The following is a 23,833-nucleotide window of genomic DNA, read 5'->3' as shown; positions in this document are numbered from 1 at the left end:
AGGAGGTGCCATGGCCCGCTCGCTGCTCGGCGGCCTGTTCCGGCCGGCACCGTTCGGGCCGGGCGACGACCCCGGGGTCGCGCCGTGGGCGCTCCCCGGGGGGCCGACCGATCTGCCGTATCGCTGGCACGGGGTGCGGCTGAACCTGCTCTTCGGCTTCCTCGTCGGCGTCGTCTTCCTCGTCTTCGCGGTCCCGACGATCGCCGACGGGGTGGGGCCCGCGGGGCTCGGCCTCCGGATCGGCTACCTGGCCGTGCTCGCCGCAGCGTACGTCGGTGCGGCCTGGACGGCCGACGCATCCCTGCGGGTGCGCTGGTGGTGCGTGGCCGGCTGCACCGCGCTCGTGCTCGGCGCAGCGCTGCTGTGGGGCTGGGACTTCGCCGGCTTCGGCGTCTTCCCCGCCGCGCTCGTGGCCACGCTCATCCCGTGGCACCACGCCCGCTTCGCGCTCGTCGGGTGGGCGGCGGTGCTCGGCCTGGCCGGGCTCCTCGGCGGCTCGTGGATGCCCGCCCTGATCGCCGCGCTCTCGCTCGGCATCGGGCTCGGGATCGCCGGGTGGCTCGAGAGCAGCCGCATCCGGCGGATGCTCGAGCGCAGCCGGATCCGCATCGAGGCGCTCACGGTCGCGGCGGAGCGGGAGCGGATCAGCCGCGACCTGCACGACATCCTCGGGCACTCGCTCACCGCGATCACGATCAAGTCGTCGCTCGCCGTCCGCCTCGCCGACGAGCAGGCATCCGCCGCGAAGGAGGAGATGGCGGCCGTCGAGGCGATCGCCCGTCAGGCGCTCGCCGACGTGCGCGCCACCGTGTCGGGGCTCGCGCAGATCCGGCTCGCCACCGAGCTCGCGAGCGCCCGCTCGGTGCTGCTCGCCGCCGGTGTCGAGGCCGAGACGCCGGTCGCGCTGCCGACGCTGCCCGATGCGGTGAGCGAGCTCTTCGGGTACGTGGTGCGCGAGTCGGTCACCAACGTCGTCAGGCACGCGGATGCGACGCGGTGCGCGATCGAGGTCGACGAGCGCTCCGTCGAGGTGCGCGACGACGGCGTCGGGATGCGCGGGGACCGGTCGGGCCGCGGGCTCATCGGGCTCGGCGAGCGCGTCGCCGCCGCGGGCGGCGTGCTCGAGGTCTCGGCGGCGCCCGGCGGCGGGGTCTCGGTCCGCGCCGTCCTCGCCGCCTCGCCCGAGGCGACCGCGGGCGTGCCGTGATCACGGTGCTCGTCGCCGACGACCAGGCGATCATCGCCGAGGCGCTCGCGGCGCTGCTCCGCACCGAGTCCGACCTCGAGGTGGTCGCGCTCGCGAGCAGCGCGCCCGAGTCGGTGCGCCGAGCGGCCGAGCTCGAGCCCGACGTCGTGCTGATCGACGTGCAGATGCCCGGCACGCCCGACTGCAGGGACGGCATCGACGCCACCGCGGCGATCGTCGCCGCTCGGCCGACTGCGAAGGTCATCGTGCTGACCACCTTCGGCCGGCCCGGCTACCTGCGGCGCGCCATGGAGGCGGGAGCGGTCGGCTTCATCGTGAAGGACGCCTCGGCCGATCGGCTCGTCGGCGCCATCCGTCGGGTCACCGCAGGGCTGCGGGTCGTCGACCCCACGCTTGCCGCAGAGAGCCTGAGCATCGGGCCCTCGCCGCTCACGCAGCGTGAGACGGCGGTGCTCCAAGCCGCCGCCGGGGGAGGGACATCGGCCGCCATCGCTGCGGCAGTGTTCCTCAGCGAGGGCACCGTGCGCAACCACCTGTCAGCGGCCATCGGCAAGCTCGGCGCGGGATCGCGGGCGGAGGCCGTGCGGATCGCGACCGACAACGGCTGGCTGTGAGCACCGGCCACGTGGCGGTCGCGTCGGTAGCGCCGCGCAGCCGCCGACGCGACCCGTGACACGCGTGCGCGACTCGGGCAGGATGCTCGCATGTCGTTCCAGGCGTACCTCGACGCGATCGAGGAGAAGACCGGTCTCACCCCTCGCGAGCTCGTCGACCTCGCGAACGAGCGCGGCCTCGACCAGCCGGGCGTCAAGGCGGGCGAGATCCTCGAGTGGCTGAAGGCCGACCACGGCCTCGGCCGGGGCCACGGCATGGCGCTCGTGCACGTCATCCAGAAGGGCCCGCAGATCGACGCGAAGCACGTCGGCTCGACCGGCTCGCACCGCGACGACTCCGACACGCTCTGGCTCGACGGCAAGGCGAGCAAGCCCGCCTGAGCGCTGCGCCTGCCGTCCCAGGCCTGTCAGGAGCATGATGGCGGCATGCGACGCGCCTGGCTTGGTTCATCACCAGCAAAGCTGCTCGCAGCCCGGGCGGCGCATTCTCGCTGGTAGCGCCACGTCGGGCGCATCAGCGGCAAGACCTTTGAGGCACCCATCATCGTCGCGCCGGCGCCGGAGGGCTTCGTCGGCGAGTTGACCTACGGCGAGGACGTCAACTGGTACCGGAACATCGTCGCGGCGGGCGACGCATCCTGGTTGTCGACGGCGTCGAGCACGAGATCGTCGCGGTCGAGCCCTACGGGACCGATGCGGGGGCTGCGCGCGTTCGGCGGGGCGAAGGCGGTGCTGCTGCAGCTGCTGCGCCGCCGCGAGTTCCGGCTGCTGCACCGCCACGTGAGCGCAGGTCGCGCGGGCGGGCCGGACGGTAGGCTCAAACCTGATTGAGGGTGTAGGGCAAGGAGAGCCAGTGACCGAGCGCAAGTCTGCGAGACAGCCGATTGCAGATCAGATGTACGGCGTGTTGCTGCATCAGTTCATGTCGGGCGAGCGCGGAGCGGGTGAGAGCCTGAACATCGGCGCGCTCTCTCGCGAGTTGGATGTCAGTCAGACACCGCTGCGTGAGGCTCTCGCGCGTTTGGAGTACACGGGTCTTGTACAGCGGGAGGCGCTTCGTGGATATCGCGTCGCACCAGTGATGACGCGCGCCGAAGTCGAGCAGTTGAAGGAAGCGCGTCTTGTACTGGAGCCCCGCCTGGCACGTGATGCCGCCCTGCGAGTCACGCCTGGGTTTCTCGCCGCGTTGCGCGAGAGCATGACCGAGTTCGAGCGCTCCGCGGATGCAGCTGACATGCAGACTGAGGGTTTCGACATGTATTGGCGCTCGGACAACGCCTTTCACACGCTGATCGCAGAACAGTCGGGCAACCAGTTCTTGGCACTTGCGTACGCAGCACTCAGCGGCCAGATCCAGCGGTTCCGTCTCTTCTCTAAGTTCGGCCGCACGGGAGCACGCCATGCCGCGCCCGAGCACCGCCGGATCTTCGATGCGATCGAGGCGGGTGATGCGGACGCTGCGGCGGAAGCGATGCGACTGCACGTTCTCGGTGCCACGAGGCGGTTGCTGGGGAACTGAATCGTCGGCGACGCCTGGACAACCCACCCGGGATCCAATACTATAGTCGATAGTATCGGACGGAGGTGCAATGAAGCAGTCGCAGCAGCACGCGGCACGGTATGCCGCGCATCCGCTCGTTGACGGGTTTCCCGGCAAGTCCAGTACGCACGGCGCCTTTGGCTGGAGCAGTCTTTGGCTCCTGGACGATGGCACACGCCGCGTCTTGATCGATGCAGGGCAGCCCGCATACATTCCGCTCATCCACGAGTCGCTGCAGCGTCTGGGTCTTGCCGCGGCAGACATCACGGACGTAGTGCTGACCCACATGCACTGGGATCACGTCGCAAACTTCACGATGTTCGAGAACGCGGTCACCTGGGTCGGGGAGCAGGAGCTGGCATGGGCGGCAGAGCAGCCAGCAGGGACCAAGTTCATCCCTGACCTGCATGTGCAGGAGCTCATGCGGCGCGCCGAGCGCGTCGAACGCATGCGGCCGGGGCAGGAGATTCTGCCGGGAATCCACGCGATCGCGGCCCCGGGGCACACTCCGCATCACCTCGCATTCTTCACCGAGCGCGCTGAGCAGTCCCTCGTCTTTTCAGGGGATTCAGTGAAGAACATTCATGAGCTGGCCACGACGTACGTCGACTCAACCATGGACGAGGACGCCAGCGTTCGCACGATCGAACGCTTGCGTTCCCTGATGTCCGACACGAGCGCGACGCTGCTGCCCGGTCATGACGTCGGCCTCCGCATTGTCGACGGTGACGTGCAGCGCCTGCGAGAACAGCGCGCCCAGATCAGCTTCTTTGCCGAGGCGCTGAGCCCCGAGCAGGACCGCAGCATCGGCTGAGCCGGCGCCGCATGAAAGGACGATCATGACTTCTGTCCTCTATACAGGAGGCGCTGGCCGCATGGGCCGCGTGATTCGGGAAGGACTTGCGGGCAGATACGATCGCGTCGTCCTCTACGTGCGCAGCGAACCCGTTGAGCCCCTCTTTGCCCACGAAGAGGTCATCGTCGGCGACCTCAACGACCTGAAGGCCTTGACCGCGGCTGCGCGCGGCATCGATGTGATCGTGCACCTCGGAGCGGTCGCAGACGAAGCATCCTTCGAGCGCATCCGCGAAGCCAACATCGATGGCACCTATCACGTCTACGAGGCAGCGCGTCTCGTGGGGGTCCGCCGTGTCGTGTTTGCCAGCTCCAACCACATCATCGGGTTTCATCCCGCCTCCGAACGTCTCGACGAGACTGCTTCGATTCGCCCAGACACCTACTACGGCGTCTCGAAGGCGTTCGGGGAAGCGCTGGCGAGCCTGTACTACGACAAGTGGGGTGTGGAATCGGTGCTGTTGCGCATCGGAACCTTCCGCCCTGCGCCCGAAGATGTGCGCCAGCTTGCGCTGTGGTTGAGCTGGCGAGATGGCATTGAGCTGACTCGTTGCGCGATCGAAAGTGGTCCGGTGGGCTGCCAGGTTGTCTACGGTGTCTCGGCAAACTCCGATGGCTGGTGGGACGCGCAAGCCGGTTGGGATGCCATCGGATTCACCCCTCGCGACAACGCCGCGGACCACACGCAGGACGTTGATCTCAACGTTCCTGCCCCCAAATTTCATGGCGGGGCATTCACCGCCTCCGAGTACCGAGGAGGAATCTGGTGATCGAAAGCACCACGTCCCACGATGTTCTGATCACAACCGCCTTCCTGAACCCAGGCGACGAAGTCGACGCGCTGCTGCGTGGTGCGGGTCTGACGACGCACCACGAGCCGAACCTTGCTGCCCTTCCTGAGGCAGAACGTCGCACGCTCCTGGCTTCGACGCGAGCCATGATCGCTGGAACCCAGCCGCTGACAGCGAACGATCTTGCCAGCGCTCCGAATCTGCAGATCGTTGTACGAACGGGAGTCGGGTACGACAGTGTTGACGTCGCTGCAGCGACGAACCAGGGCGTTCCCGTCTGTATCACGGCGGGCGCCAATCGCCAGGCCGTTGCCGAACACGTCTTCGCCCTCGTGCTGGGAGTTGCCCGTCGTGTTCCCGAGAACATCACCAACCTGAGGGCGGGGCACTGGCAGCAGCTCACTGGCCGCGAGCTCCGTGGGGCGACGTTGGGAGTGTTGGGACTCGGATCCATCGGGAAGGCCGTTGCCACGATTGCGGCAGGCTTCGGTATGAACGTCATTGCTTACGACCCGTACTTCGACGAGGCATTTGCTTCCGCGCACAATATTTCTCGGGCGGAGCTCGAAGAGGTTCTTTCGCGGGCCGACTTCGTTACTCTGCACCTGTTCCTCGATGACTCGACGCGGAACCTCATCAATGCGGAGCGACTGGCGCTCATGAAGAACGACGCAATCCTGGTGAACACGGCTCGCGGCGGCATCGTTGATGAAGCGGCCGTTGTGGACGCTGTTCGCGCGGGTGTCATCGGCGGCGCAGCTCTGGACGTGTTCGAGCAGGAACCGCTGCCCGCAGAGAGCGCACTGCTGCACACGCCTGGCATCCTCGCCACCACGCACGTCGCGGGTGCAACCCGTGAAGCTCGTGGCGAGTCCGGACGCATGGCGGCAGTCAACGTGATCAGCGTTCTCGCTGGGGGCGATGCACAGTTCGTCGTGAATCCGGCATACCGAGAAGACGTCGCGTGATCATCCAGACATCGGGTGGCCAGCTCCGGCTGGCCGCCAACCTCAAGTGGATGTACACCGAGCTGCCCTTCGAAGCGCGATTTGACGCGGCGGCGGCTGCGGGTTTCACGGGTGTCGAGTTTGCATCCCCCTACGAGCTCCCTGCGGCGCGCGTGAGAGAGTTGCTCGATAGCGCCGGCGTCACGCAGGCGCTGATCAACACCCCCGGTGGTTCTGCGGGTTCCGCTACCGCCATGGGCACAGCCTTTACGCCATCCGCTCGAGCTGTCTTCCGTCAGGGTGTCGAGCGCGCACTCCACTATGCAGATGTGCTTGGCAACCCCGTCGTTCATGTGATGGCTGGCCTACGTCCCGAGGATGTCGACCCGGAGCTCGCGTTTGCGACATACGTCACCAACATCGGCTGGGCTGCAGCGCAGGCTCGCGCGGCTGGCGTTCGCATCGTCCTCGAGGCGATCAACAAGCGCGAACAGCCCATGTACGGTCTGGCCTCGATGGAGACGGCGGCTGCGGTAGCGGATGCCGTCGATCCCGACACCGTCGGCGTTCTGTTCGACGTGTATCACGCGCAGGTCGACCGCGGGAATGTGATCGAGCGGTTCGAACGGCTTGCCCCACTGATCAAGCACGTGCAGATTGCGGATAATCCTGGCCGCGGTGAGCCAGGGACAGGTGAAATCGCATACGAGCACGTGCTCGCACGTGTTGCCGCCAGCGGCTACTCCGGATGGGTTGGTTGCGAGTACGGTCCCGTTGCGGGGACGGCCGAAGGACTCAACTGGATCGAAAGGATCACCGGATGACGCCCGTGAAAATCGCTCTGATCAGTGCGACACCGCTGGCCATTGCTCCGGCGACGGCTGCGGTGAGCGCGGCAGTTCCGAGCAGCACGATATGGAATCTTCTCGACGACCGCCTGCTTGCCGATCTCAAGCAGCAGGGGGAGATGACCGGACCGCTCGCTGCTCGCATGGACATCTTGATCGAGTCCGCGCTGGCTGGCGGTGCTGACGGTGTCTTGTTGACGTGCTCGCAATACGGCGTGCGCGCTGATCATCGGGACCCTGCAACCGACGGCGTCGCCGTGATCTCTGCGGACGGGCCGCTGTTCGAGGACGTCGTAGCGCTCGCACCCGCCAGCGTGCTCCTCGTCGCATCTCTGGAGTCAGCGGCTGCAGATAGCACCGCGCGCCTTGATGCTGCCTTTGCCGCTGCCGGCGCGGTGACCTCGATCCGTTCCGTCGTGGTCCCGATGGCGGCCAACCCTCTTCCCTCTGCCGAGCTGGCGGCCCACCTGGCCGCGGCTATCTCTGAGGTGACCGAGGCCTACGACGTCGTCGTGCTCGCTCAGTATTCGCTCGCTCCCGCGGCAGAGGAGCTGCGTACCCACATCGCGGTGCCCGTCCTCGACGGTCCGAGCGTTGCCGCTTCGCGCTTGCGCGACGCGATCGAGGGATCACGACGATGATCGGCGTGATCGCTGATGACGTGACGGGTGCCACCGATGTGGCCGCGGCGCTCAGCCGCGAGGGCCTGCGCACGCTCCTTGCCTTCGATGCAGAACTACCTGTCACAGAGGAGGCTGACGCGGTCGTCATGGGTCTGAAGACCCGCTCGATCCCGGCGGCTGACGCCGTCGTGACGAGCATGGCGGCGCTCCGTACGCTGCGGGACGCTGGCGCCACACGCTTCTACTTCAAGTACTGCTCGACGTTCGATTCGACGGACGAAGGCAACATCGGCCCCGTCACGGAGGCTCTCGCCCAGGCTCTGGGAGTGTCGACGGTGGTGACGACCCCTGCGGCCCCCATTCACGGGCGCACCGTGAAGGACGGGCATCTGTACGTCTCTGGTGTTCCGTTGCATCAGACGCACATGGCGCACCATCCGATCACGCCGATGCGCGACTCGAACCTCGTGAGCCTGCTCACGCCGCAAGTGCACGGCACTGTTACGACCCTGCCGCATTCGGAAGTGCATACGGGAGTGGCTGTCGTACGCGCGGCGATCGCCGCAGCCGAGAGCGCAGGAGTGGTACACGTGATCGCTGACGCCGTTGACGCCGCCGATCTCGCAATCATCGCTGAAGCGGCAGACAGCGCAGTGCTGACGGCCGGATCTGCCGGCCTCATCGGCGCAATTGGCCGGCGTCAGCGTGCATCCGGCCGCACAGCCCCTGCACCGCCCGCGGCACGCACCGCGATCATCGCGGGAAGCTGTTCGCGACGAACGCTTGAGCAGATTGCCTCGTTCCAGGCCTCTGGTGCACCTTCGCACCGCGTGGTTCCAGAACCAGGGCAGACGGCAGCGGAACTGGCTGAGGCAGCGTTGACGTGGTGGGATGCACAGCCCGACGTCACCTCAGCGATGATCTACTCGTCGAGCTCGCCCGAAGAGCGCAATGGCGAGCTTCCAGCGGTCGGTGAGCTCTACGAACAGGTGGCGGGACTCGTCGCCCGTGGACTGGCGCATCGTGGCGTGCGGCGCATGCTCGTCGCCGGCGGTGAGACATCGGGGGCGGTAATTCGCGAACTCGGGACCACGGTGGCGGTTGTGGGGGAGGAGGCTGCCGTCGGGGTGCCTTGGATTCATGACACTGCCCACGGTGTGCACCTGGTGCTGAAGTCAGGAAACTTCGGTGACGTCGACATGTTCACCTCTGTTGCAGGAGGCGAACAACCATGACTGAGCCGCGTAGCACTGTCGAACGAGTCGCGCACTCGATCCACCGGCGCGGTCTCACCCACGGTCGTACGGGCAATCTGGCGGTGCGCGAAGGCGACCGCATTCTGGTCACGCCAACCGGTGTGAGCCTGGCTGACGTCTCGAGCGCTGACCTCTCTGTACTCGATGAGGAGGGTCGTCATCGCGAAGGTCCTCCACCGACGAAGGAGGCGTTCTTGCACGTTGCCGTGCTTCAGGCACGACCGTCGGCACGCGCAGTGGTGCACACGCATTCGGTCCACGCCGCGGCGCTGTCGTGCTTGGCAGATCTTGATCAGGTTGAGCCGCTCCCGCCGCTCACGGCGTACTACGGCATGCGCGTTGCGCCCCTGGAGGTCGTGCCGTACTTTGCGCCAGGCGACCAGGCGGCTACCCGTGCGGTGCAGCGCGCTGCGACGCGCTCGCATGCGCTGCTGCTGCGCAATCACGGGCCAGTAATTGCTGGCGTTGACCTCGACGCGGCGCTGGATGCGCTCGAAGAACTTGAGCACACCGCGCACATCTTCTTCCTCACGTCAGGGATGCGCACCGCGCCGCTGACGACGCAACATCTCGCTGCCCTGCAGCCCCATCCCCTTCAGGAGCCCACCGCATGATCACGCTGTACAGCGGACTCGTCGTTCGACAGCCCCTCGTGGAAGACCTCATTCCAGCGTTCGAAGCCGCGACAGGGGAGCGCATCGTGGCGACGTTTGAGCCGACCACCGTGCTGCTCGACAGGATTGCCGATGGCGAGCGTCCTGATCTCTTCCTGGGTGTTTCGGCATCCGCACATGACCTGGCCGCTCAGGGCATTCTCGATGCGGCAACCATTGCAGACATCGCAGTCTCAGCGGTCGGCTTCGCGCGGCTCGCTGGCACACGTGAGCCCTCTGGCGATACTGAGGAGGCATTTCTTCAGTACCTCCGCGACTCTCGAGTCGCCTACACGCTCTCTGGCGCCAGCGGCATGCATCTGATGAGCGTGCTGCGCGAGCGAGATCTGCTCGATGGCGTCGACGAACGAGCAGTGCGCTTTTCCGCGGGACTCACGGCAGAGGCTGTGCTTGATGGCCGCGCAGACGTTGCCATCCAGCAGGTATCCGAGTTGCGCTCCGTGCCAGGTCCGCATGTGGTGGCTCCGATTCCGCACGCGCTGCAGTCATACGGCCGATTCGCGATCGGTGCTGGCGTCCACGCACCTGCATCAGCGTTGGCATTCGCGGCGACGCTGACTGAGGAGCGCGCACAACAGGCGTTCGCGAGCGTCGGACTCAGCGCACCGTAAGCCTCACGCTCACAACCTGCTGCACTGACGCAGCGGAAAGCTAGGAATCATGACGAAGAGAAAAGTGATCATCGACACCGACACCGGTGTAGACGATGCGCTGGCGATCATGTTGCTCGCAGCGGATCCCGAGGTGGAGATCCTTGCGGTGGTCAGCGTTTTCGGCAACTGCACGGGCGAACGCGCGGCAGACAATGCGCGATACGTGCTCGACACCTGCGGGCGCAGTGATGTTCGGGTCTACCGCGGCAGCGATGTTCCGGTTGCACAGGAACTGCGACTGAACCCCGGCATTCACGGCGAAGACGGATTCGGGAACACCGGTTTGCGCCCAGAGGTCTCCGTATCGACCGAGCCCAGCGGTGTTGACGTCGTGCTTGAACTCGTGCGCCAGCATCCCGATGAGATCGACTATCTCGCCATCGGTCCGCAGACCAACCTTGCCCGCGCGTTGGAGAGTGAACCTGCGCTGCTGCAGCAGCTGCGAAGCACCACGATCGTCGGCACGCTGGGACCTGCGCTGTACCGCGACACCGAGCCGTGGGCCGATCGCCGCTTCCGTGTCTCGCGTGACCCCAACGTGACGTTCGACATCGACGCCGCTGAAACTGTCGCTGCTCGCGAAGGTGATGTGACATGGTGTGGTCCCTATGTCACCCGCCAGGCGCTCGTTCCTGAGAGGTTCTTCCTCGAGATCGCGGAGTCCACGGGCTTCGCTCCCGCAGAACTGATCACGAAGATCAGCGCGGACTACGCAGGATTCTACAGTCGCTCATACCCGCAACCAGGGAACGAGCGAGTCATGGGCATCAACGACAGCATGGCCGTCGCTGCCCTCCTCAGGCCCGATCTGATCACGGCATCCGTGCAGCGTCCGCTGCAGACGTTCCAAGATCCGGCGACGGGTGACCGATACCTGGCCGGCGTGCACGCCGTCAAGGACGAGACACGACCCCTGCATCGCATCGTGGTCGACATGGACTTCGACGGCGTGCTGGAGATGATCGGCGAAGCACTGCGACGTCCCCTTCCCTGGCGCTGAGGACAACGAGGAGGCCCCGAAACTCGATTGAGTTTCGGGGCCTCCTCCTTGCTCCTTCACTCGCTGTAGGAGCGGGCCCGGATCCAAGGCATGGGCAGCAGCTCGCTGGGTGTCGCTGCGGCGACGACGCCGTCCCCCGTGTCGACCAGGACGCGCAGGTCCTGACCAAACTTCGGGATCAGTTCACGACACACTCCGCACGGGTTGATGACGTGCGGAACATCGTCAGTCCCGAGCCCGACAGAGACGATCGTGGTGATGGCTTCGTCGCCGCCTATTCGCGCGTTGGCGACTGCGCTGCTCTCTGCACATACCTTGACGCGCGAGGTGGCGAGGCTCACGCCCAGATGCACCGCTCCCGAGATGCCGCGTGCAGCGGCGGCAACCCGAACGGCGTCAGGATCGTGCACGCGTGACAGGAGGGCCGCAGCGGCTTCGATGAGTTCCGCGTCGGAGGGGATGATTTCTTGTGTCATAGTCCGTACCTTTCTGAATCCACGGGAAAGACGAAGCCTCCGACCGCGTCTAAGGACCACGGCCGAAGGCCTGAGCTGCTGACCGCGCTCGGAGCGGGCAGCAGCTCGTCGCACTAGTCCCTGGTTCCGAATGCGGAGACGGACTCGACGAGCGCGTCTGCGACGGCTGCTGCGTCAATGTCGAGCAACACGTCAACGTTGCGGGCACCGCCCCAACGGTCAATCATCTGCACGACTGTCTGCCCGCGGGTGTGCTTGCCGTCCAGTTCAACATCGACGCACAGATGACGACTCTGGAACCAATGTGGGTTGATGGCGTACGCAACGCACGGAACGTCGTTCAGATGCATGCCTTCGGTCTTCCACTCGGGCATCTCAGTGGTGTCCTGGTGGCGATCGGGGTAGCCGATCATCTCGCACAGGGCGCGCCCCATGGGTGAGCCCGAAGTCCACAGCTTCTCGACACGGTCAGGCGTGACCGAGAACTTGCGGCACACGTCGAGACCGACCTGCGTGAGCTTGGCGCCTGACTGCACGACGATCTGGGCGGCTTCAGGATCGTTGAAGATGTTCGCACTGGCAACCGGGGAGGCGTTGCCCCATGTGAGAGCTGCTCCGCCCATGTAGATGATGCGACGAACGTTCTCAGCAAACTTCGGCTCCAACGAGATCGCGAGAGCGACGTTCGTGAGCGGAGCGAGCGCCATGATGCTGATCTCGCCCGGGTTCGACATGACGAGCTCGATCATCTTCTGCACGGCCTCGGTGGGGCCGTCGGTGCCGGGAGCCGGGTCAGCGTACTCCCAGTACCCCACACCGCTGGGGCGGTGGATGTGCTCGGCGAAGTTCGGCTCGCCTACGAGCGGCCGGGGAGCGCCAACCCAGATCGGAAGGTCAGGGCGACCCGACAGGTGCGTGATCTTTCGTGCGTTGGCGGTTGCCTTCTGAACATTCACGTTGCCGAAGACGGTGGTGAGGGCCTCGACGTGGAACTTGTCGGTTGTGAGTGCCCAGAACAGTGCGCCGGCGTCGTCGATGCCGGGATCAGTGTCAATGATGAAGCGTTCCATGGTTCCGTTCCTTGTGTCGTGCCTGCATCAGGGAAACCTTTGCGATGCCGGCAACGTCGCGAGGTTGCCGGCATCGCAGAGTGGGGGCTACTTGCCGACGAAGATGCCGTTGCGCTTCTTTGCCGCGAGGTACAGCACCACGCTGATTGCGCACAGGGTGGCGATGTACACCGGGAACAGCCAGAAGCTGCCCTGGCCCTGCAGCCAGAGCAGCAGGTAGGAAGCGGTGCCACCGAAGAGGGCGACACCGAAGCCGTAGCCGAGGCCGAGGCCCGTGCCGCGGATGTGCCGGGGCAGCAGCGAGTTCGAGATCGTGACGAAGATCGTCATGTTGAGCAGCAGCACGATCGCGCCACCGAACATGACGCCGGCAAAGGTTCCGATGCCGGGCTGCGTGTATAGCAGTGACAGGAAGATCGTCGGAATCGCCAGGACACGAGCAATGACGAACGTCTTCGACATCGCCCAACGGTCAAGAACCTTGCTGAGGAACAGGGCGCCAAGCGTCATGAAGACGCCGAAACCGGTGGTGATGCCGAATACAGCGCCAGGGTCTTCCTGGAACGCCGCGCGCGCGAGGTTGGGCAGACCAGCGATCCACGTGTAGTTGTAGGCCTGAATGGCGCCGACGATGAAGACGGTGGCCAGAACGCTCAGCCAGTACTTGCGCACGTCACCCCACACTGAGGGCAGCCGCTCCTTCTCAGCCCGTGCTTCGCGTGCACGGTCGATGTTGAGCGTCTCAGGCAGGGTGCTGCGCAACCACAGCACGATGAGACCGAACAGGCCGCCGATGATGAACGGGATGCGCCAGCCCCACTCGGAGAGGTTGTCACCCGTCAGCAGTTGCGTCAGGAAGTAGATCGACAGCGGTGCGAGCAGGTTTCCGAGGTTGTTGAAGAATCCGAAGAAGCCGGAAACGTAACCGGGGCGGTTCGGGACCAGTTCGAGCGCGTAGGCGGTGCCGAGAGGTGCCTCGACGCCAGCGGACAGGCCCTGCAGCAGACGCATGGCGACGACCATGATCGGCGCCGCGGCACCGATGGTCTCGTACCCAGGCATGACGCCGATGACGAAGCTGCCAAGGGCGACGGCCGCGATGGCGAAGATCATGATCTTGCGGCGGCCAAGACGGTCAGCGATCGATCCGAAGATGATGCCGCCAATGGGGCGTGCGATGAATCCGACGGCGAAGACGGCGAGCGCATTCAGTGTCGATGCGAGTTCGTCGTCTGCGGGGAAGAAGTGGCTCCCAAGATAGGAAGAGAGCAGGCCGAAGATCGCCCAGTCGTACCATTCGAGTGCGTGGCCCCAGCTGAGTGCGCGGAGGTGCTTACGCTCGGTCTTGCTGGCTTTCCCGGTCAGCTGTGCTGACGAGGGCGCCGCGGTGTCTTGTACTTGCATGGAGCTCCTTTGCTCAACAGTCCCGGGGGGAAAGTTCTCTTCCCTGCGAACGCCTCGGGTCGGGCGGCAGATCCAATCGACTATACTATAGCGTAAGTGGCCGCCTCTGCGGGCGAGATCTTCGAGACGCCCATCCCTGTCGCGCCGGTGCCCCAGGGCTTCGTCTGCGAGCTGACCTACGGCGACGACGTCAACGGGTATCGCGCCATGGTCGCGGCGGGCGGATGCGTCCTCGTCGACGACGGTGCCGAGCGCTCGAGATCGTCGCGGTTCCGTGCAGTGGACCTCTTCCACCGAACGGGACCTGGTGCACCAGGTCCTCGGCGGTTGAGTGGGTCCCGGAGCGGATGCGCGCCGCGGCCTGAGCCCTGGGAGGGCGGAGCGTCGATACCATCGAGGGCGGTGCCGTGTGCACCTGCGCGAGCCAGCGCATCCGCCCCCACCACCACCAGAGAGCGAGCGCATGAGCATCACCGCTGCGACCGAGCCGAGACCGGCGAAGGCCACCGACGGGGCGGCCTGGGACGCGCAGGTGCTCGAGGGCCAGTCCCGTGCGCACTACATGCAATCGGACGCGTGGGCCCGCACCCGCGAGGACAGCCCGTGGCGCGCGCTCCGCGACGTCGTGACGGTGCCGGTCGATGGCGAGGGCACGCGCGAGCTGCCCATCCAGCTGTTCGAGCGCACCGCACCGCTCGCCGGACGCATCCTCTTCCTGCCGCGCGTGAGCGGCATCACGCCCGAGGCGGTCGACGCGATCACCGCGCGCGCGAAGGCCTACCCGAAGCGCTGGTTCGGCCTCAAGATGGAGACGTTCGAGACTGAGGACCCGGCGCTCATCGCCGCGTTCGAGCGCAACGGCTGGGTGCCGGCCGCGTCGAGCCAGTACCAGCACGCCGTCGCCGTCGACCTCTCCGGCTCGCTCGACGAGGTCGCCGCGCGCTTCAAGAAGCGCGCCCGAAACTCCTACCGCGCGGCCGAGAACAAGTTCGGCGTCACGGTCACCAAGGTGGAGATGACGGCCGAGAACGAGGCCGAGATGCACCGGCTCATCGGCGAGACGAAGGAGCGCTCGGGCGGCTACTTCCGCCACCCCGAGTACTTCCAGCGCATCTGGGACGTCTACAAGACCGTCGGGCAGGGCTTCTTCTACGTCGCGCACTACGAGGGCGAGGTGCAGTCGATGGCCTTCGTCATCCGCTTCGGCGACACCGCCTGGTACAAGGACGCCGGCAGCATCCGCGAGAACTCGAAGATCTTCGCGCCCTACCTCATGCAGTGGAAGATCATGCAGGACCTGCACGCCGAGGGCGTGACGCTCTACGAGCTCGCGAACATCCCCGACCCGGCCGAGTGGGAGACGAGCGACATCCGCGGCCTCTACACGTTCAAGACCGCGTGGGCGCAGGAGCCGGTCCGGTACATGCCGACGTTCGAGCTGCCCCTCAACGGCCGCTTCGCGCTGTGGCACAAGGCCGGCCGCTGGCTGCGCGCCGTCTACACGCGCCGCACGGGCGACGCCTGGTTCTAGCCCCGCCCGCCTCGAGGCGCGGGGTGGTCACGACACGCCGCGCCAGCCGCGCGGGGTGGTCACGACACGCCGTCGCCGGGTCAGCCGGCACGGCGTGTCGTGACCACCCCGGCAGACGCGGGATTTCGCGCGTGTGCGGGGCGGCACCGCGGTCGGGAGCGGGCCCGTCGCTATCGTGACGGTGTGCGTGAAGACGAGATCGAGACCCAGGGCGACGGGCCCGTCGACGGCGCGACGCACGAGGGGGTCGAGCTCGTCGAGCCGACGCCCGCGCAGCGCGGCGCCAGCGCCGACGACGACCTCGGCGGCGAGCCCGCGTTCGAGCAGCCGGAGCGGCCCGCGCAGCCCGCAGCGGCGCCCGCGCCGCAGCGCGACGCCGAGGCCCAGCAGCCCGCGAACGGCCGCGCCCGCCGCGACGGCGAGTGGCAGGCGTGGGCGGATGCGCTCCGTCGCGTCGGCGGCCGCAGCCCGCTGACCGACTTCATCGACACGACCGCGACGCGCATCGAGCTCTCGGCGACGCATCCGGGCGGCCTCGCCCAGTTCATCACCGGCCGGCCGACCGCGCTCTCGAGCCTCATCCGCGACGACCTCGCCCTGCGCGCCGCCCGCGGTGCCGCCGCCGCGATCTCGTCGAAGGGCATCGAGCTCGCCGCGGCGCGCTCGATCGACGCCGTCCACCTCGGCATCGGCATGGTCCGCTTCCCGCACGAGGGCCCCGGCGGCCAGGGCCGCGAGGTCTACGGCCCCATGCTGCTGCGCCCGCTCATGGTGCGCCGCCGTGGCCGCGACTTCGAGCTCGAGCTGCTCGGCCGCCCCTTCGTCAACCCGCGCATCGCGAGCATCCTGCGCGGCCACCACGGCGTGCGGCTCGACGAGCGCCGCCTCATCGAGCTCGCGTCGGGGGAGGGCACCTTCACCCCGAACCCGGTGCTGGATGCGGTGCGCCAGGCAGCCGCGCACGTCCCGGGCTTCTCGGTCGAGCCGCGCCTGCTGGCGTCGACGTTCGCCGACGTCGGCGAGCCGATGGTCGCCGACCTGCAGCAGCAGCCGCACGACGTGCTCGACGCCGTACGCGGCGACGAGCAGGCCGCGTGGCGCGTGCGCGAGGGCCGCGCCGGCATCGACGAGACGCCGCAGGACCAGCGCGACCCCGAGGTCGACCGGCTCGTGCTCGATGCCGACGGCGAGCAGGATGCCGTGATCGCCGAGGCGGCGGCCGGCAACTCGATCGTCGTCGAGGCGCTGCCCGGCACGGGCCTCACGCAGACGATCGTCAACGTCGTCGGCGCGCTCGTCGGCGACGACCGGCGCGTGCTCGTCGTCAGCCCCCGCCGCGCGACGCTGCGCGACATCGCCGACCGCTTCGCGGCGACGAAGCTCGAGGCGCTCGCCGTCTCGGAGGGGAGCCTGCGCCGCGACCTCATCGCCGCCATCCGCCGCATCGAGCAGAGCCCGCGCCCCGAGACTGCCGAGATCGACGAGGCGATGCTGCGGCTGCGGAAGGTGCTGCTCGACTACCGCGCGGCGCTGCGCCGCGTCGACCCCGAGCTGCAGGTCTCGGTGCTCGACGCGCTCAAGGAGCTCTCGCGGCTCGCGATGCTCCCGACCCCGCCGACGTCGCGCGCGCGGCTGAGCGAGCGCGCCACGCGCGAGCTCGCGACCGATCGCCCGCGCGTCGCCGCGACCATGCGGAAGGCAGCGGCCCTCGGGCAGTTCAAGTACGGGCCGAACGACACGCCCTGGTACGGGGCCGTGTTCGCGAACGCGAGCGACGCATCCGCCGCCTACGCCGACGCGCAGGCGCTCGCGGGGGAGGGCGTGCAGGACGGCGACCTCGCGGCGCTCATCGCTCGCGCGCGGAAGGTGATCGGCGACACGAAGCTGCGCCCGGCCTCGACGCTCGCCGAGCTCGGCATCCAGGTGGCGCTGCTGAGCGACGCCATGGCGACGCTCGACGTGATGACGCCGTCGATCTATGACCGGCCGCTCGGCGAGCTCATCACCGCCACCGGCCCGCGCCGCGAGGCCGTGCAGGCGCTCGGCGGCATGCAGCGCCGCCGGCTGCGGAAGCTCGCGGAGGAGTACGTCCGGCCGGGCGCGCACGTGCCCGACCTGCACGACGTGCTCGTCGCCGCCCAGCAGCAGCGCCGGCTGTGGGCGAAGTTCGCGCCCGACGGCTCGATCCCCGCGGTGCCCTCGGGGCTCGCCGCCCTCGACTCGAGCCTCAGCGACATCGTCGCCCGGCTCGAGCGCATCGACGCGGCGCTCCAGCCCGAGGTGCCGAGCATCGACCTGCCGCTCGCCGAGCTCGAGGAGCGCGTCGCGAGCCTCGCCGCGCCGAGCGACGCGCTGCAGAACATCCAGGAGCGCGCCGAGCTCATGGCCTCGGTCGAGCGCCTCGGCCTCGACCCGCTGCTCGCCGACTTCGCCGACCGGCACGTCGCCGACGACCAGGTCGAGCACGAGCTCGACCTCGCCTGGTGGCAGTCGGCGCTCCAGTCGATGCTCGGCAAGGAGCGCGCGCTGCTGCGCGGCAACACCGAGGTGCTGCAGCGGCTCGAGCAGGACTTCGCGCTCGTCGACGAGGCGCACGTCGACGCCTCGAGCGCGCGCCTCGCGCACCAGCTCGCGAAGCAGTGGCGGCTCGCGATCGACGATCACGGCGACGAGGCGGATGCGCTGAAGGCGCTCATCAAGGCCGGTCCGGTCGACGCCGACGAGCTGCAGCGCGTCGCCCCGCACCTGACGCGCTCGCTCGCGCCCGTGTGGCTCTCGTCGCCGTACGACCTGCACCGGGTGCCGAAGCGCATCCCGTTCGACGCGGTCGTGATCGCCGACGCGGGCGCCATCACGATCGCCGAGGCTGCCGGCGCCATCAGCCGCGCGCGCCAGGTGATCGCGCTCGGCGACTCGGTGACGCAGACGCCCTCGCCGTTCGACGTCGGCATCTCGACGCTCGGCGTGCGCCCCACCGAGGAGCTCGCGACGCCCGACGAGCTGCACGCCGAGTCGGCGCTGTCGCGGCTCGGCCAGGTGCTGCCGAGGCGTCGCCTGACCCGCTCGTACCGCACCGGCGGCGCCGACCTCGTCACCGCCGTGAACGACCGCTTCTACGAGGGCCGCATCGAGGCGCTGCCCTGGGCGGGCGCCTACCTCGGGCACGCGTCGCTCACGAGCTCGATCGTGCACGGCGCGCACGGGCTGCCCGAGCAGGGTGGCGCGACCGTCGAGAGCCCCGACGCCGAGGTCGAGCGCGTCGTGCAGCTCGTCACGCAGCACGCGCGCTCGCGGCCGCAGGAGTCGCTCATGGTCGTCACCGCCAACGAGAAGCACGCGGTGCGACTGCAGCAGGCGATCATGTCGGCGCTCGGCGCCGGCGGCCCGCTCACCGACCTGGTCGTCGCGGAGCGCGAGGAGCCCTTCGTGATCGTCGACATCACGCACGCGAGCGCGCTCAGCCGCGACCGGGTCATCTTCTCGGTCGGCTACGGCCGCACGAAGCACGGCCGCCACGTCGACTTCGGCACGCTCGGCCAGCCCGGCGGCGAGCGGATGCTCGCGGTCGCCATGACGCGTGCCCGCAAGGCGATGCAGATCGTCACCGCGTTCGACGCCGCAGAGCTCGACCCCGAGAAGCTCGAGCACGGGGCCGCGCTGCTGCGCGAGATCCTGCTCGACACGGCGGCGGAGCACCCCAAGTCGTTCCACGGCGGCGACCCGCTCATGGTCGACCTCGCGACCCGGCTGCGACGCCGCGGGCTGCGCGCGGACGTCTCCTACGACGGGCAGCTGCCGCTCGTGGTCGCGAACGGCGGCGTCTGCGCCGCGATCGAGGCCGACCACGACGACGGCGAGCGCACGCTGCGCGAGGCGCTGCGCCTGCGCCCCGAGGTGCTGCGGCGCTTCGGCTGGCACACGATGCGCGTGCACGCGTTCGAGCTGTTCACCGACCCCGAGGGCGTCGCCGACCGCATCGCCGAGCTCGTCGGGGCGGATGCGTCGTCGTCGTGAGCGGGGAGCGCCCCGAGCCGGTCGAGGGTGCGGAGCCCGAGGCTGGAGAGGCAGCCGAGTCGGCGGGCGCTGAGGCGGAGGCCGCGGCTGCCGAGCCGGGGGGCGCTGAGGCGGATGCTGACGAGCCGACGCCAGCCCCGCTCGTAATCAGGCGCCGCGGCCGCCGCGTCTCGACCGAGCCGGCGCCCGGCTACACTGGCGAGCCGGCCCAGGAGCCGAAGCAGTCGAGCGAGAACGACGACCGGCTGCGGCAGGACGTCCCGCCCCACTGGGGCTGACGCATCCGCAGTCCCGGCGATCGGGCGCCACAGCGAGAGGATGCGCGGCGCCGCGGTGCCCGGGATCGCCTCGCCCCGTGTACGACGCCGCGGATCGCCTCGGCGGGTGAGAGCAGGAGGGCGGACCCTCGCGGGTCCGCCCTCCGTCGTGCTGCGTGTGGTCAGACCCGCGGCGTCGAGCCGGGCAGCGCGGTGCCGGCGCCGCCCGCACCCGGCGCCTGCGCCCGCAGCAGGTCGCGGATGTCGTGCAGGATGTCGACGTCGGTCTCGGCCGGCTCGTCGGGCAGGATGCCCTTCCGGCGGTCGTTGCGCTCCTTGAGCTTCGCCATCGGGAAGATGAGCGCGAAGTAGACGACCGCGGCGACGATGACGAAGTTGATGATCGCCGCGATGAGCAGGCCGATCTTGAACGGGCCGACCGTCGCGCCCGCCAGATCGTCGGCATCGAACGCCATCGCGATGAGCGGGTCGATGATCGCCTCGGTGAACGCGCCGATGATCGCGGCGAACGCGGTGCCGATGACGACCGCGACCGCGAGCTCGACGACGTTGCCCTGCATCAGGAACTTCTTGAAGCCCTCCATCGGGCCCTCCTTCGGTCGAGCTGGGTGCCCAGGAGCCTGAGCGAACCGCTCAGGCGAGCGTACCCGAGCCGCCGCTCGTCGCGGCAGAGGTCTTGGCGGGGCTCTTCGGCTCGCTCTTCGGCTTCGACTCGGCCTTCGACTCGCTCTTCGCCGCCGGCTTCGAGCCGGATGGGCCGGTCGAGGCGCGCGAGTCGTTGCGGTAGAAGCCGGGGCCGTTGAAGCTCACGCCGATCGTGCCGTACTGCTTGCGCAGCGCGCCGCCGCAGCGCTCGCAGACGGTCAGCGCCGCCTCGTCGAAGCTCTGGCGCACGTCGAAGGCGTTGTCGCAGGACGCGCATGCGTAGGCGTAGACGGGCAAGGGCTCAGCTCCTAGAGAAGGTGTGGAATCCGGACTGGGTGACGACCCCGTCGACGGGCTGGTCGTAGGCGGCGTGGGGGACGCTGTCGAACAGCTCCTCGTCATGCACCACTGCATAGACCGGTGGACATTCTGCCATGGCGGCGATGGTCTTGTCGAAGAATCCGCGTCCGCCGCCGATCCTCGAGCCGTCGCGACCGGCCGCCGTCGCGGGGATGAGCATGAGGTCGACGTCGTCCAGCGCGGTCGGGGGCAGCGCGTCGGTGGTGGGCTGCGGCACGCCGAGCGTCGACTCGATCGTCTCGGTGCCGTCGTGCTCCGCCCAGTCGAGCAGCCCGTCGGCACGGATGATCGGCAGCAGCACCCGGATGCCGCGCGTCGCCGCCCAGCGCAGGAACGCCCGGGTGTCGGGCTCGTCGGGCATCGACAGGTAGGCCGAGATCGTGCGGGCGCCGAGCGCCTCGGTCAGCGCCTGCAGGTGCTCTGCGATGCCGGGAGCGCGCTCGGCGGCGAAGGAAGCGCCCCGCTCCGCTCGCTCGGTGCGCAGGGTCCTGCGCAGCGTCCGCTTGGCCTGCTCGACGGCGTCCTCGTGCTCGCTCACGCCCGAAATCTAGCGCGTGCGCATGAGACGGGCATCGTCGCGCGCCACGGAGGGGAATGCTCCGGCTGCCCCGGCGGGTTGCATCCGCTGGGCGGTCCGCGCCCGACGACAGGAGCACAGCACCCCATGGACTACGGCCACGAGCTCGAGTTCGGCGTCTTCATCACCCCCACGAACCAGCCGCCCGAGCAGCCGGTGCTGCTCGCGCAGCTCGCCGAGCGGGTGGGCTTCGACCTCGCGACCTTCCAGGACCATCCCTACCAGCCGGCCTTCCACGACACGTGGACGCTCCTGACCTGGGTCGCGGCGTCGACCGAGCGCATCCGCATCGCGCCGAACGTGCTCAACGTGCCGCTGCGGCAGCCGGCCGTGGTCGCGCGCAGCGCCGCGAGCCTCGACCTCCTCTCGGGCGGCCGCTTCGAGCTCGGCCTCGGCGCCGGCGGCTTCTGGGATGCGATCGAAGCGATGGGCGGCACGAGGCTCACCCCCGGGCAGGGTGTCGACGCGCTCGCGGAGGCGATCGAGATCATCCGCGGCGTGTGGGACACGAGCGAGCGCGGCGGCCTGCGGGTCGACGGCGAGCACCACCGCACCGCCGGCGCGAAGCGCGGGCCGCGCCCCGCGCATCCGATCCCGCTCCACATCGGCGCCTACAAGCCCCGCATGCTGCGCCTCACCGGCCGGCTCGGCGACGGCTGGCTGCCCTCGCTCGGCTACATGCAGCCCGGCGACCTCGGCCGCGGCAGCGCCACGATCGACGAGGCGGCGGCGCGGGCGGGCCGCGATCCGCGCGAGATCCGCCGGCTGCTCAACGTCGGCGGGGCGTTCTCGGAGCGCTCCACCGGCCGGCTGCAGGGCCCGCCCGACCAGTGGGTCGAGGAGCTCGTCGAGCTCGCGCTCGCCGAGGGCATCGGCACGTTCATCCTCAGCGCCGACGACCCGACGCTCATGCAGCGCTTCATGGCCGAGGTCGCGCCCGCCGTGCGCGAGCAGATCGCGGCCGAGCGCGGCGAGCGCGGCACCGACACGGCGCCCGCCGTCCCCGCGGCGGCGCTCGCGAAGCGGGCCGAGCGGCTCGACTACGACGCGATCCCCGCGAGCCTCAAGGCGACCGCCGTCGAGCCGGGCTCGTGGGCCTACGCCGACTCCCGCCACACCTACATGCGCGGCGGCGCGCCCGGCGTCGTGCTGCGACCGACGAGCCCGGCCCAGGTGGCGGATGCGCTCGCCTACGCCCGCGCGCAGGGCGCCGCCGAGGGCCGCGTGCCGCTCGGCATCCGCTCGGGAGGGCACGGCATCTCCGGTCGATCGACGAACGACGGCGGCATCGTCATCGACGTCGGCGCACTCGATCGCATCGACGTCGTGGATGCCTCCCGTCGCCTCGTGCGCATCGGCGCGGGCGCGACGTGGGGCGCGGTCGCCCGCGCGCTCGACGCGCGCGACTGGGCGATCACCTCCGGCGACTACGGCGGCGTCGGCGTCGGCGGGCTCGCGACGACCGGCGGCATCGGCTTCCTCGGCCGCGAGCACGGGCTGACGATCGACCACGTCGAGGCGGTCGAGGTGGTGCTCGCCGACGGCTCGCTCGTGCGCGCGAGCCGCGACGAGCATCCCGACCTCTTCTGGGGCATGCGCGGGGCGGGCGCCAACCTGGGCGTCGCGGTCGCGTTCGAGATGATCGCGCAGCCGGTCGGCTCGATCGGCTTCGCGCAGCTCGCGTTCGACGCGAGCGACACCGTCGACTTCCTCGAGCGCTGGGGCGCGACCACCGAGGCGAGCGACCGCGTCGTCACGCCCTTCCTCATCGTCGGCGGCGATCGCCGCGGCCAGCCGCGCTACGCGCAGGCGATGATCGCCGTCGACGAGGCCGAGCCCGAGGCGATCGTCGAGCACCTGCAGCCGTTCGCGATGGTCGCGCCGCTCGTCGGCCAGCAGGTGCAGCTGAGCCGCTACGCCGGCGTGATCGACAACGCGGCCGGCGGTCCGCATCGCGGGCAGGGCGAGCCGATCGCGCGCTCGGTGCTCGTGCGCTCGATCACGCCCGAGGTGGCGCAGGCCCTCGCGCACTTCCTCGACGCCGGCGCGCACCACTTCTTCCAGATCCGCGCGATGGGCGGCGCGATCGGCGACGTCGCGCCCGACGCGACCGCGTTCGCGCACCGCGACGCCGGCTTCTCGATCACCGCGATCGGCAGCGACCGCACCCGACTCGACGCCGCGTGGGACACGCTCGTCGCGCCCCACGCATCCGGCCTGTACCTCTCGTTCGAGACCGATCCGCGCCCGGGCAGGATCGAGGATGCGTTCCCGCCGGCGACGCTCGCGCGCCTGCGAGCGCTGAAGGCCGAGGTCGACCCCGACAACCTCTTCCGCGACAACTTCAACGTCGTCGCGCCCTGACCCCCGGTCTGAGCCCCAGCGCCCTGCACGTCGGGTGGTCACGACACGCCGTCCCGCCACCCCCGCGCACGGCGTGTCGTGACCACCCGCCGCCCGCGCGGACGAC

Annotated in this window: 24 protein-coding genes; 18 read left to right on the top strand and 6 right to left on the bottom strand. The window is 69.0% G+C overall.

What is annotated here, in order from left to right; genetic code table 11:
• The first annotated feature begins 10 nt into the window (after positions 1 to 10).
• The 14 genes from ABD106_RS05945 to ABD106_RS05880 all read left to right on the top strand — a co-directional run bounded on the left by ABD106_RS05945 (position 11) and on the right by ABD106_RS05880 (position 11,008).
• A complete protein-coding gene (locus tag ABD106_RS05945; RefSeq protein WP_343918362.1) occupies positions 11 to 1,207 on the top strand; it encodes a sensor histidine kinase in 1,197 nt (398 codons plus the stop codon).
• Complete coding sequence (locus tag ABD106_RS05940; RefSeq protein WP_343918360.1) at positions 1,204 to 1,821, top strand: response regulator; 618 nt, start codon at positions 1,204 to 1,206, stop codon at positions 1,819 to 1,821. The genes ABD106_RS05945 and ABD106_RS05940 overlap by 4 nt, the downstream gene beginning before the upstream one ends.
• Before the next feature lie 90 nt (positions 1,822 to 1,911).
• Positions 1,912 to 2,202, top strand: a complete 291-nt coding sequence (locus ABD106_RS05935) for a DUF4287 domain-containing protein (protein ID WP_343918358.1) — start codon at positions 1,912 to 1,914, stop codon at positions 2,200 to 2,202.
• Between the two features lie 198 nt (positions 2,203 to 2,400).
• Positions 2,401 to 2,652: a hypothetical protein gene (locus ABD106_RS05930; RefSeq protein WP_343918356.1), complete on the top strand. Its 252-nt coding sequence runs from the start codon at positions 2,401 to 2,403 to the stop codon at positions 2,650 to 2,652.
• A gap of 22 nt (positions 2,653 to 2,674) precedes the next feature.
• On the top strand, positions 2,675 to 3,340 hold the full coding sequence (locus ABD106_RS05925; protein WP_343918354.1) for a GntR family transcriptional regulator: 666 nt from the start codon (positions 2,675 to 2,677) through the stop codon (positions 3,338 to 3,340).
• 70 nt (positions 3,341 to 3,410) lie between these two features.
• Complete coding sequence (locus tag ABD106_RS05920; RefSeq protein WP_343918352.1) at positions 3,411 to 4,175, top strand: MBL fold metallo-hydrolase; 765 nt, start codon at positions 3,411 to 3,413, stop codon at positions 4,173 to 4,175.
• 25 nt (positions 4,176 to 4,200) lie between these two features.
• Complete coding sequence (locus tag ABD106_RS05915; protein ID WP_343918350.1) at positions 4,201 to 4,986, top strand: NAD-dependent epimerase/dehydratase family protein; 786 nt, start codon at positions 4,201 to 4,203, stop codon at positions 4,984 to 4,986.
• Positions 4,983 to 5,975, top strand: a complete 993-nt coding sequence (locus ABD106_RS05910; RefSeq protein WP_343918348.1) for a phosphoglycerate dehydrogenase — start codon at positions 4,983 to 4,985, stop codon at positions 5,973 to 5,975. Before ABD106_RS05915 ends, ABD106_RS05910 begins: the two co-directional genes overlap by 4 nt.
• Complete coding sequence (locus tag ABD106_RS05905) at positions 5,972 to 6,778, top strand: hydroxypyruvate isomerase family protein (RefSeq protein ID WP_343918346.1); 807 nt, start codon at positions 5,972 to 5,974, stop codon at positions 6,776 to 6,778. Before ABD106_RS05910 ends, ABD106_RS05905 begins: the two co-directional genes overlap by 4 nt.
• Positions 6,775 to 7,443 (top strand): hypothetical protein, encoded by a 669-nt coding sequence (locus tag ABD106_RS05900; RefSeq protein WP_343918344.1) that lies wholly within the window; start codon positions 6,775 to 6,777, stop codon positions 7,441 to 7,443. Before ABD106_RS05905 ends, ABD106_RS05900 begins: the two co-directional genes overlap by 4 nt.
• Entirely contained in the window at positions 7,440 to 8,660 is a 1,221-nt protein-coding gene (gene otnK / locus ABD106_RS05895) for a 3-oxo-tetronate kinase (protein ID WP_343918342.1), read from the top strand. Before ABD106_RS05900 ends, otnK begins: the two co-directional genes overlap by 4 nt.
• Positions 8,657 to 9,295: a class II aldolase/adducin family protein gene (locus ABD106_RS05890; protein WP_343918340.1), complete on the top strand. Its 639-nt coding sequence runs from the start codon at positions 8,657 to 8,659 to the stop codon at positions 9,293 to 9,295. Before otnK ends, ABD106_RS05890 begins: the two co-directional genes overlap by 4 nt.
• On the top strand, positions 9,292 to 9,966 hold the full coding sequence (locus ABD106_RS05885) for a substrate-binding domain-containing protein (protein ID WP_343918338.1): 675 nt from the start codon (positions 9,292 to 9,294) through the stop codon (positions 9,964 to 9,966). The genes ABD106_RS05890 and ABD106_RS05885 overlap by 4 nt, the downstream gene beginning before the upstream one ends.
• Positions 9,967 to 10,015: 49 nt before the next feature.
• Positions 10,016 to 11,008, top strand: a complete 993-nt coding sequence (locus tag ABD106_RS05880) for a nucleoside hydrolase (RefSeq protein ID WP_343918336.1) — start codon at positions 10,016 to 10,018, stop codon at positions 11,006 to 11,008.
• Positions 11,009 to 11,064: 56 nt separating this feature from the next.
• On the opposite strand, the gene ABD106_RS05875 is transcribed toward ABD106_RS05880, so the two are convergent.
• The 3 genes from ABD106_RS05875 to ABD106_RS05865 all read right to left on the bottom strand — a co-directional run bounded on the left by ABD106_RS05875 (position 11,065) and on the right by ABD106_RS05865 (position 13,958).
• Positions 11,065 to 11,484: a cytidine deaminase family protein gene (locus ABD106_RS05875; RefSeq protein ID WP_343918335.1), complete on the bottom strand. Its 420-nt coding sequence runs from the start codon at positions 11,482 to 11,484 to the stop codon at positions 11,065 to 11,067.
• A 113-nt stretch (positions 11,485 to 11,597) separates the two neighbouring features.
• Positions 11,598 to 12,554: a nucleoside hydrolase gene (locus tag ABD106_RS05870; RefSeq protein WP_343918333.1), complete on the bottom strand. Its 957-nt coding sequence runs from the start codon at positions 12,552 to 12,554 to the stop codon at positions 11,598 to 11,600.
• A gap of 87 nt (positions 12,555 to 12,641) precedes the next feature.
• Positions 12,642 to 13,958, bottom strand: coding sequence for an MFS transporter (locus ABD106_RS05865; RefSeq protein ID WP_343918331.1), 1,317 nt, complete (start codon positions 13,956 to 13,958; stop codon positions 12,642 to 12,644).
• 463 nt (positions 13,959 to 14,421) lie between these two features.
• On the opposite strand from ABD106_RS05865, the gene ABD106_RS05860 reads away from it, so the two are divergent.
• The 3 genes from ABD106_RS05860 (at position 14,422) to ABD106_RS05850 (ending at position 19,781) form a co-directional block, all read left to right on the top strand.
• Positions 14,422 to 15,489 carry a lipid II:glycine glycyltransferase FemX gene (locus ABD106_RS05860; protein ID WP_343918329.1) on the top strand — a complete coding sequence of 356 codons (1,068 nt, stop codon included), beginning with the start codon at positions 14,422 to 14,424 and terminating at the stop codon, positions 15,487 to 15,489.
• A gap of 183 nt (positions 15,490 to 15,672) precedes the next feature.
• On the top strand, positions 15,673 to 19,503 hold the full coding sequence (locus tag ABD106_RS05855) for an AAA family ATPase (protein ID WP_343918327.1): 3,831 nt from the start codon (positions 15,673 to 15,675) through the stop codon (positions 19,501 to 19,503).
• Positions 19,500 to 19,781, top strand: a complete 282-nt coding sequence (locus ABD106_RS05850) for a hypothetical protein (RefSeq protein ID WP_343918325.1) — start codon at positions 19,500 to 19,502, stop codon at positions 19,779 to 19,781. Before ABD106_RS05855 ends, ABD106_RS05850 begins: the two co-directional genes overlap by 4 nt.
• 161 nt (positions 19,782 to 19,942) lie before the next feature.
• On the opposite strand, the gene mscL is transcribed toward ABD106_RS05850, so the two are convergent.
• The 3 genes from mscL to ABD106_RS05835 are packed head-to-tail and all read right to left on the bottom strand — an operon-like array spanning position 19,943 to position 21,324.
• Entirely contained in the window at positions 19,943 to 20,365 is a 423-nt protein-coding gene (gene mscL, locus ABD106_RS05845; RefSeq protein WP_343918323.1) for a large conductance mechanosensitive channel protein MscL, read from the bottom strand.
• A gap of 49 nt (positions 20,366 to 20,414) precedes the next feature.
• Entirely contained in the window at positions 20,415 to 20,723 is a 309-nt protein-coding gene (locus ABD106_RS05840) for an FmdB family zinc ribbon protein (protein WP_343918321.1), read from the bottom strand.
• 4 nt (positions 20,724 to 20,727) lie between these two features.
• Positions 20,728 to 21,324, bottom strand: coding sequence for a 5-formyltetrahydrofolate cyclo-ligase (locus tag ABD106_RS05835; protein WP_343918319.1), 597 nt, complete (start codon positions 21,322 to 21,324; stop codon positions 20,728 to 20,730).
• 126 nt (positions 21,325 to 21,450) lie between these two features.
• Here ABD106_RS05835 and ABD106_RS05830 point away from each other — a divergent pair, with 126 nt between their 5' ends.
• Entirely contained in the window at positions 21,451 to 23,727 is a 2,277-nt protein-coding gene (locus ABD106_RS05830) for an LLM class flavin-dependent oxidoreductase (protein WP_343918317.1), read from the top strand.
• Positions 23,728 to 23,833 lie beyond the last annotated feature (106 nt).

Origin of the sequence: Agrococcus citreus (genome assembly GCF_039527715.1) — a bacterium.
Taxonomy (GTDB): domain Bacteria; phylum Actinomycetota; class Actinomycetes; order Actinomycetales; family Microbacteriaceae; genus Agrococcus; species Agrococcus citreus.
The sequence above is the reverse complement of the archived record's forward strand: the minus strand, read 5'-3'. Positions and strand labels throughout refer to the sequence as shown.

Excerpts from the sequence above, each read along its gene's own strand:
- ABD106_RS05945 (WP_343918362.1), top strand. The coding sequence starts at position 11 with ATGGCCCGCTCGCTGCTCGGCGGCCTGTTCCGGCCGGCACCGTTCGGG.
- ABD106_RS05935 (WP_343918358.1), top strand. The coding sequence starts at position 1,912 with ATGTCGTTCCAGGCGTACCTCGACGCGATCGAGGAGAAGACCGGTCTC.
- ABD106_RS05920 (WP_343918352.1), top strand. The coding sequence starts at position 3,411 with ATGAAGCAGTCGCAGCAGCACGCGGCACGGTATGCCGCGCATCCGCTC.
- ABD106_RS05915 (WP_343918350.1), top strand. The coding sequence starts at position 4,201 with ATGACTTCTGTCCTCTATACAGGAGGCGCTGGCCGCATGGGCCGCGTG.
- ABD106_RS05900 (WP_343918344.1), top strand. The coding sequence starts at position 6,775 with ATGACGCCCGTGAAAATCGCTCTGATCAGTGCGACACCGCTGGCCATT.
- otnK (WP_343918342.1), top strand. The coding sequence starts at position 7,440 with ATGATCGGCGTGATCGCTGATGACGTGACGGGTGCCACCGATGTGGCC.
- ABD106_RS05890 (WP_343918340.1), top strand. The coding sequence starts at position 8,657 with ATGACTGAGCCGCGTAGCACTGTCGAACGAGTCGCGCACTCGATCCAC.
- ABD106_RS05885 (WP_343918338.1), top strand. The coding sequence starts at position 9,292 with ATGATCACGCTGTACAGCGGACTCGTCGTTCGACAGCCCCTCGTGGAA.
- ABD106_RS05880 (WP_343918336.1), top strand. The coding sequence starts at position 10,016 with ATGACGAAGAGAAAAGTGATCATCGACACCGACACCGGTGTAGACGAT.
- ABD106_RS05875 (WP_343918335.1), bottom strand. The coding sequence starts at position 11,484 with ATGACACAAGAAATCATCCCCTCCGACGCGGAACTCATCGAAGCCGCT.
- ABD106_RS05870 (WP_343918333.1), bottom strand. The coding sequence starts at position 12,554 with ATGGAACGCTTCATCATTGACACTGATCCCGGCATCGACGACGCCGGC.
- ABD106_RS05865 (WP_343918331.1), bottom strand. The coding sequence starts at position 13,958 with ATGCAAGTACAAGACACCGCGGCGCCCTCGTCAGCACAGCTGACCGGG.
- ABD106_RS05860 (WP_343918329.1), top strand. The coding sequence starts at position 14,422 with ATGAGCATCACCGCTGCGACCGAGCCGAGACCGGCGAAGGCCACCGAC.
- mscL (WP_343918323.1), bottom strand. The coding sequence starts at position 20,365 with ATGGAGGGCTTCAAGAAGTTCCTGATGCAGGGCAACGTCGTCGAGCTC.
- ABD106_RS05830 (WP_343918317.1), top strand. The coding sequence starts at position 21,451 with ATGGACTACGGCCACGAGCTCGAGTTCGGCGTCTTCATCACCCCCACG.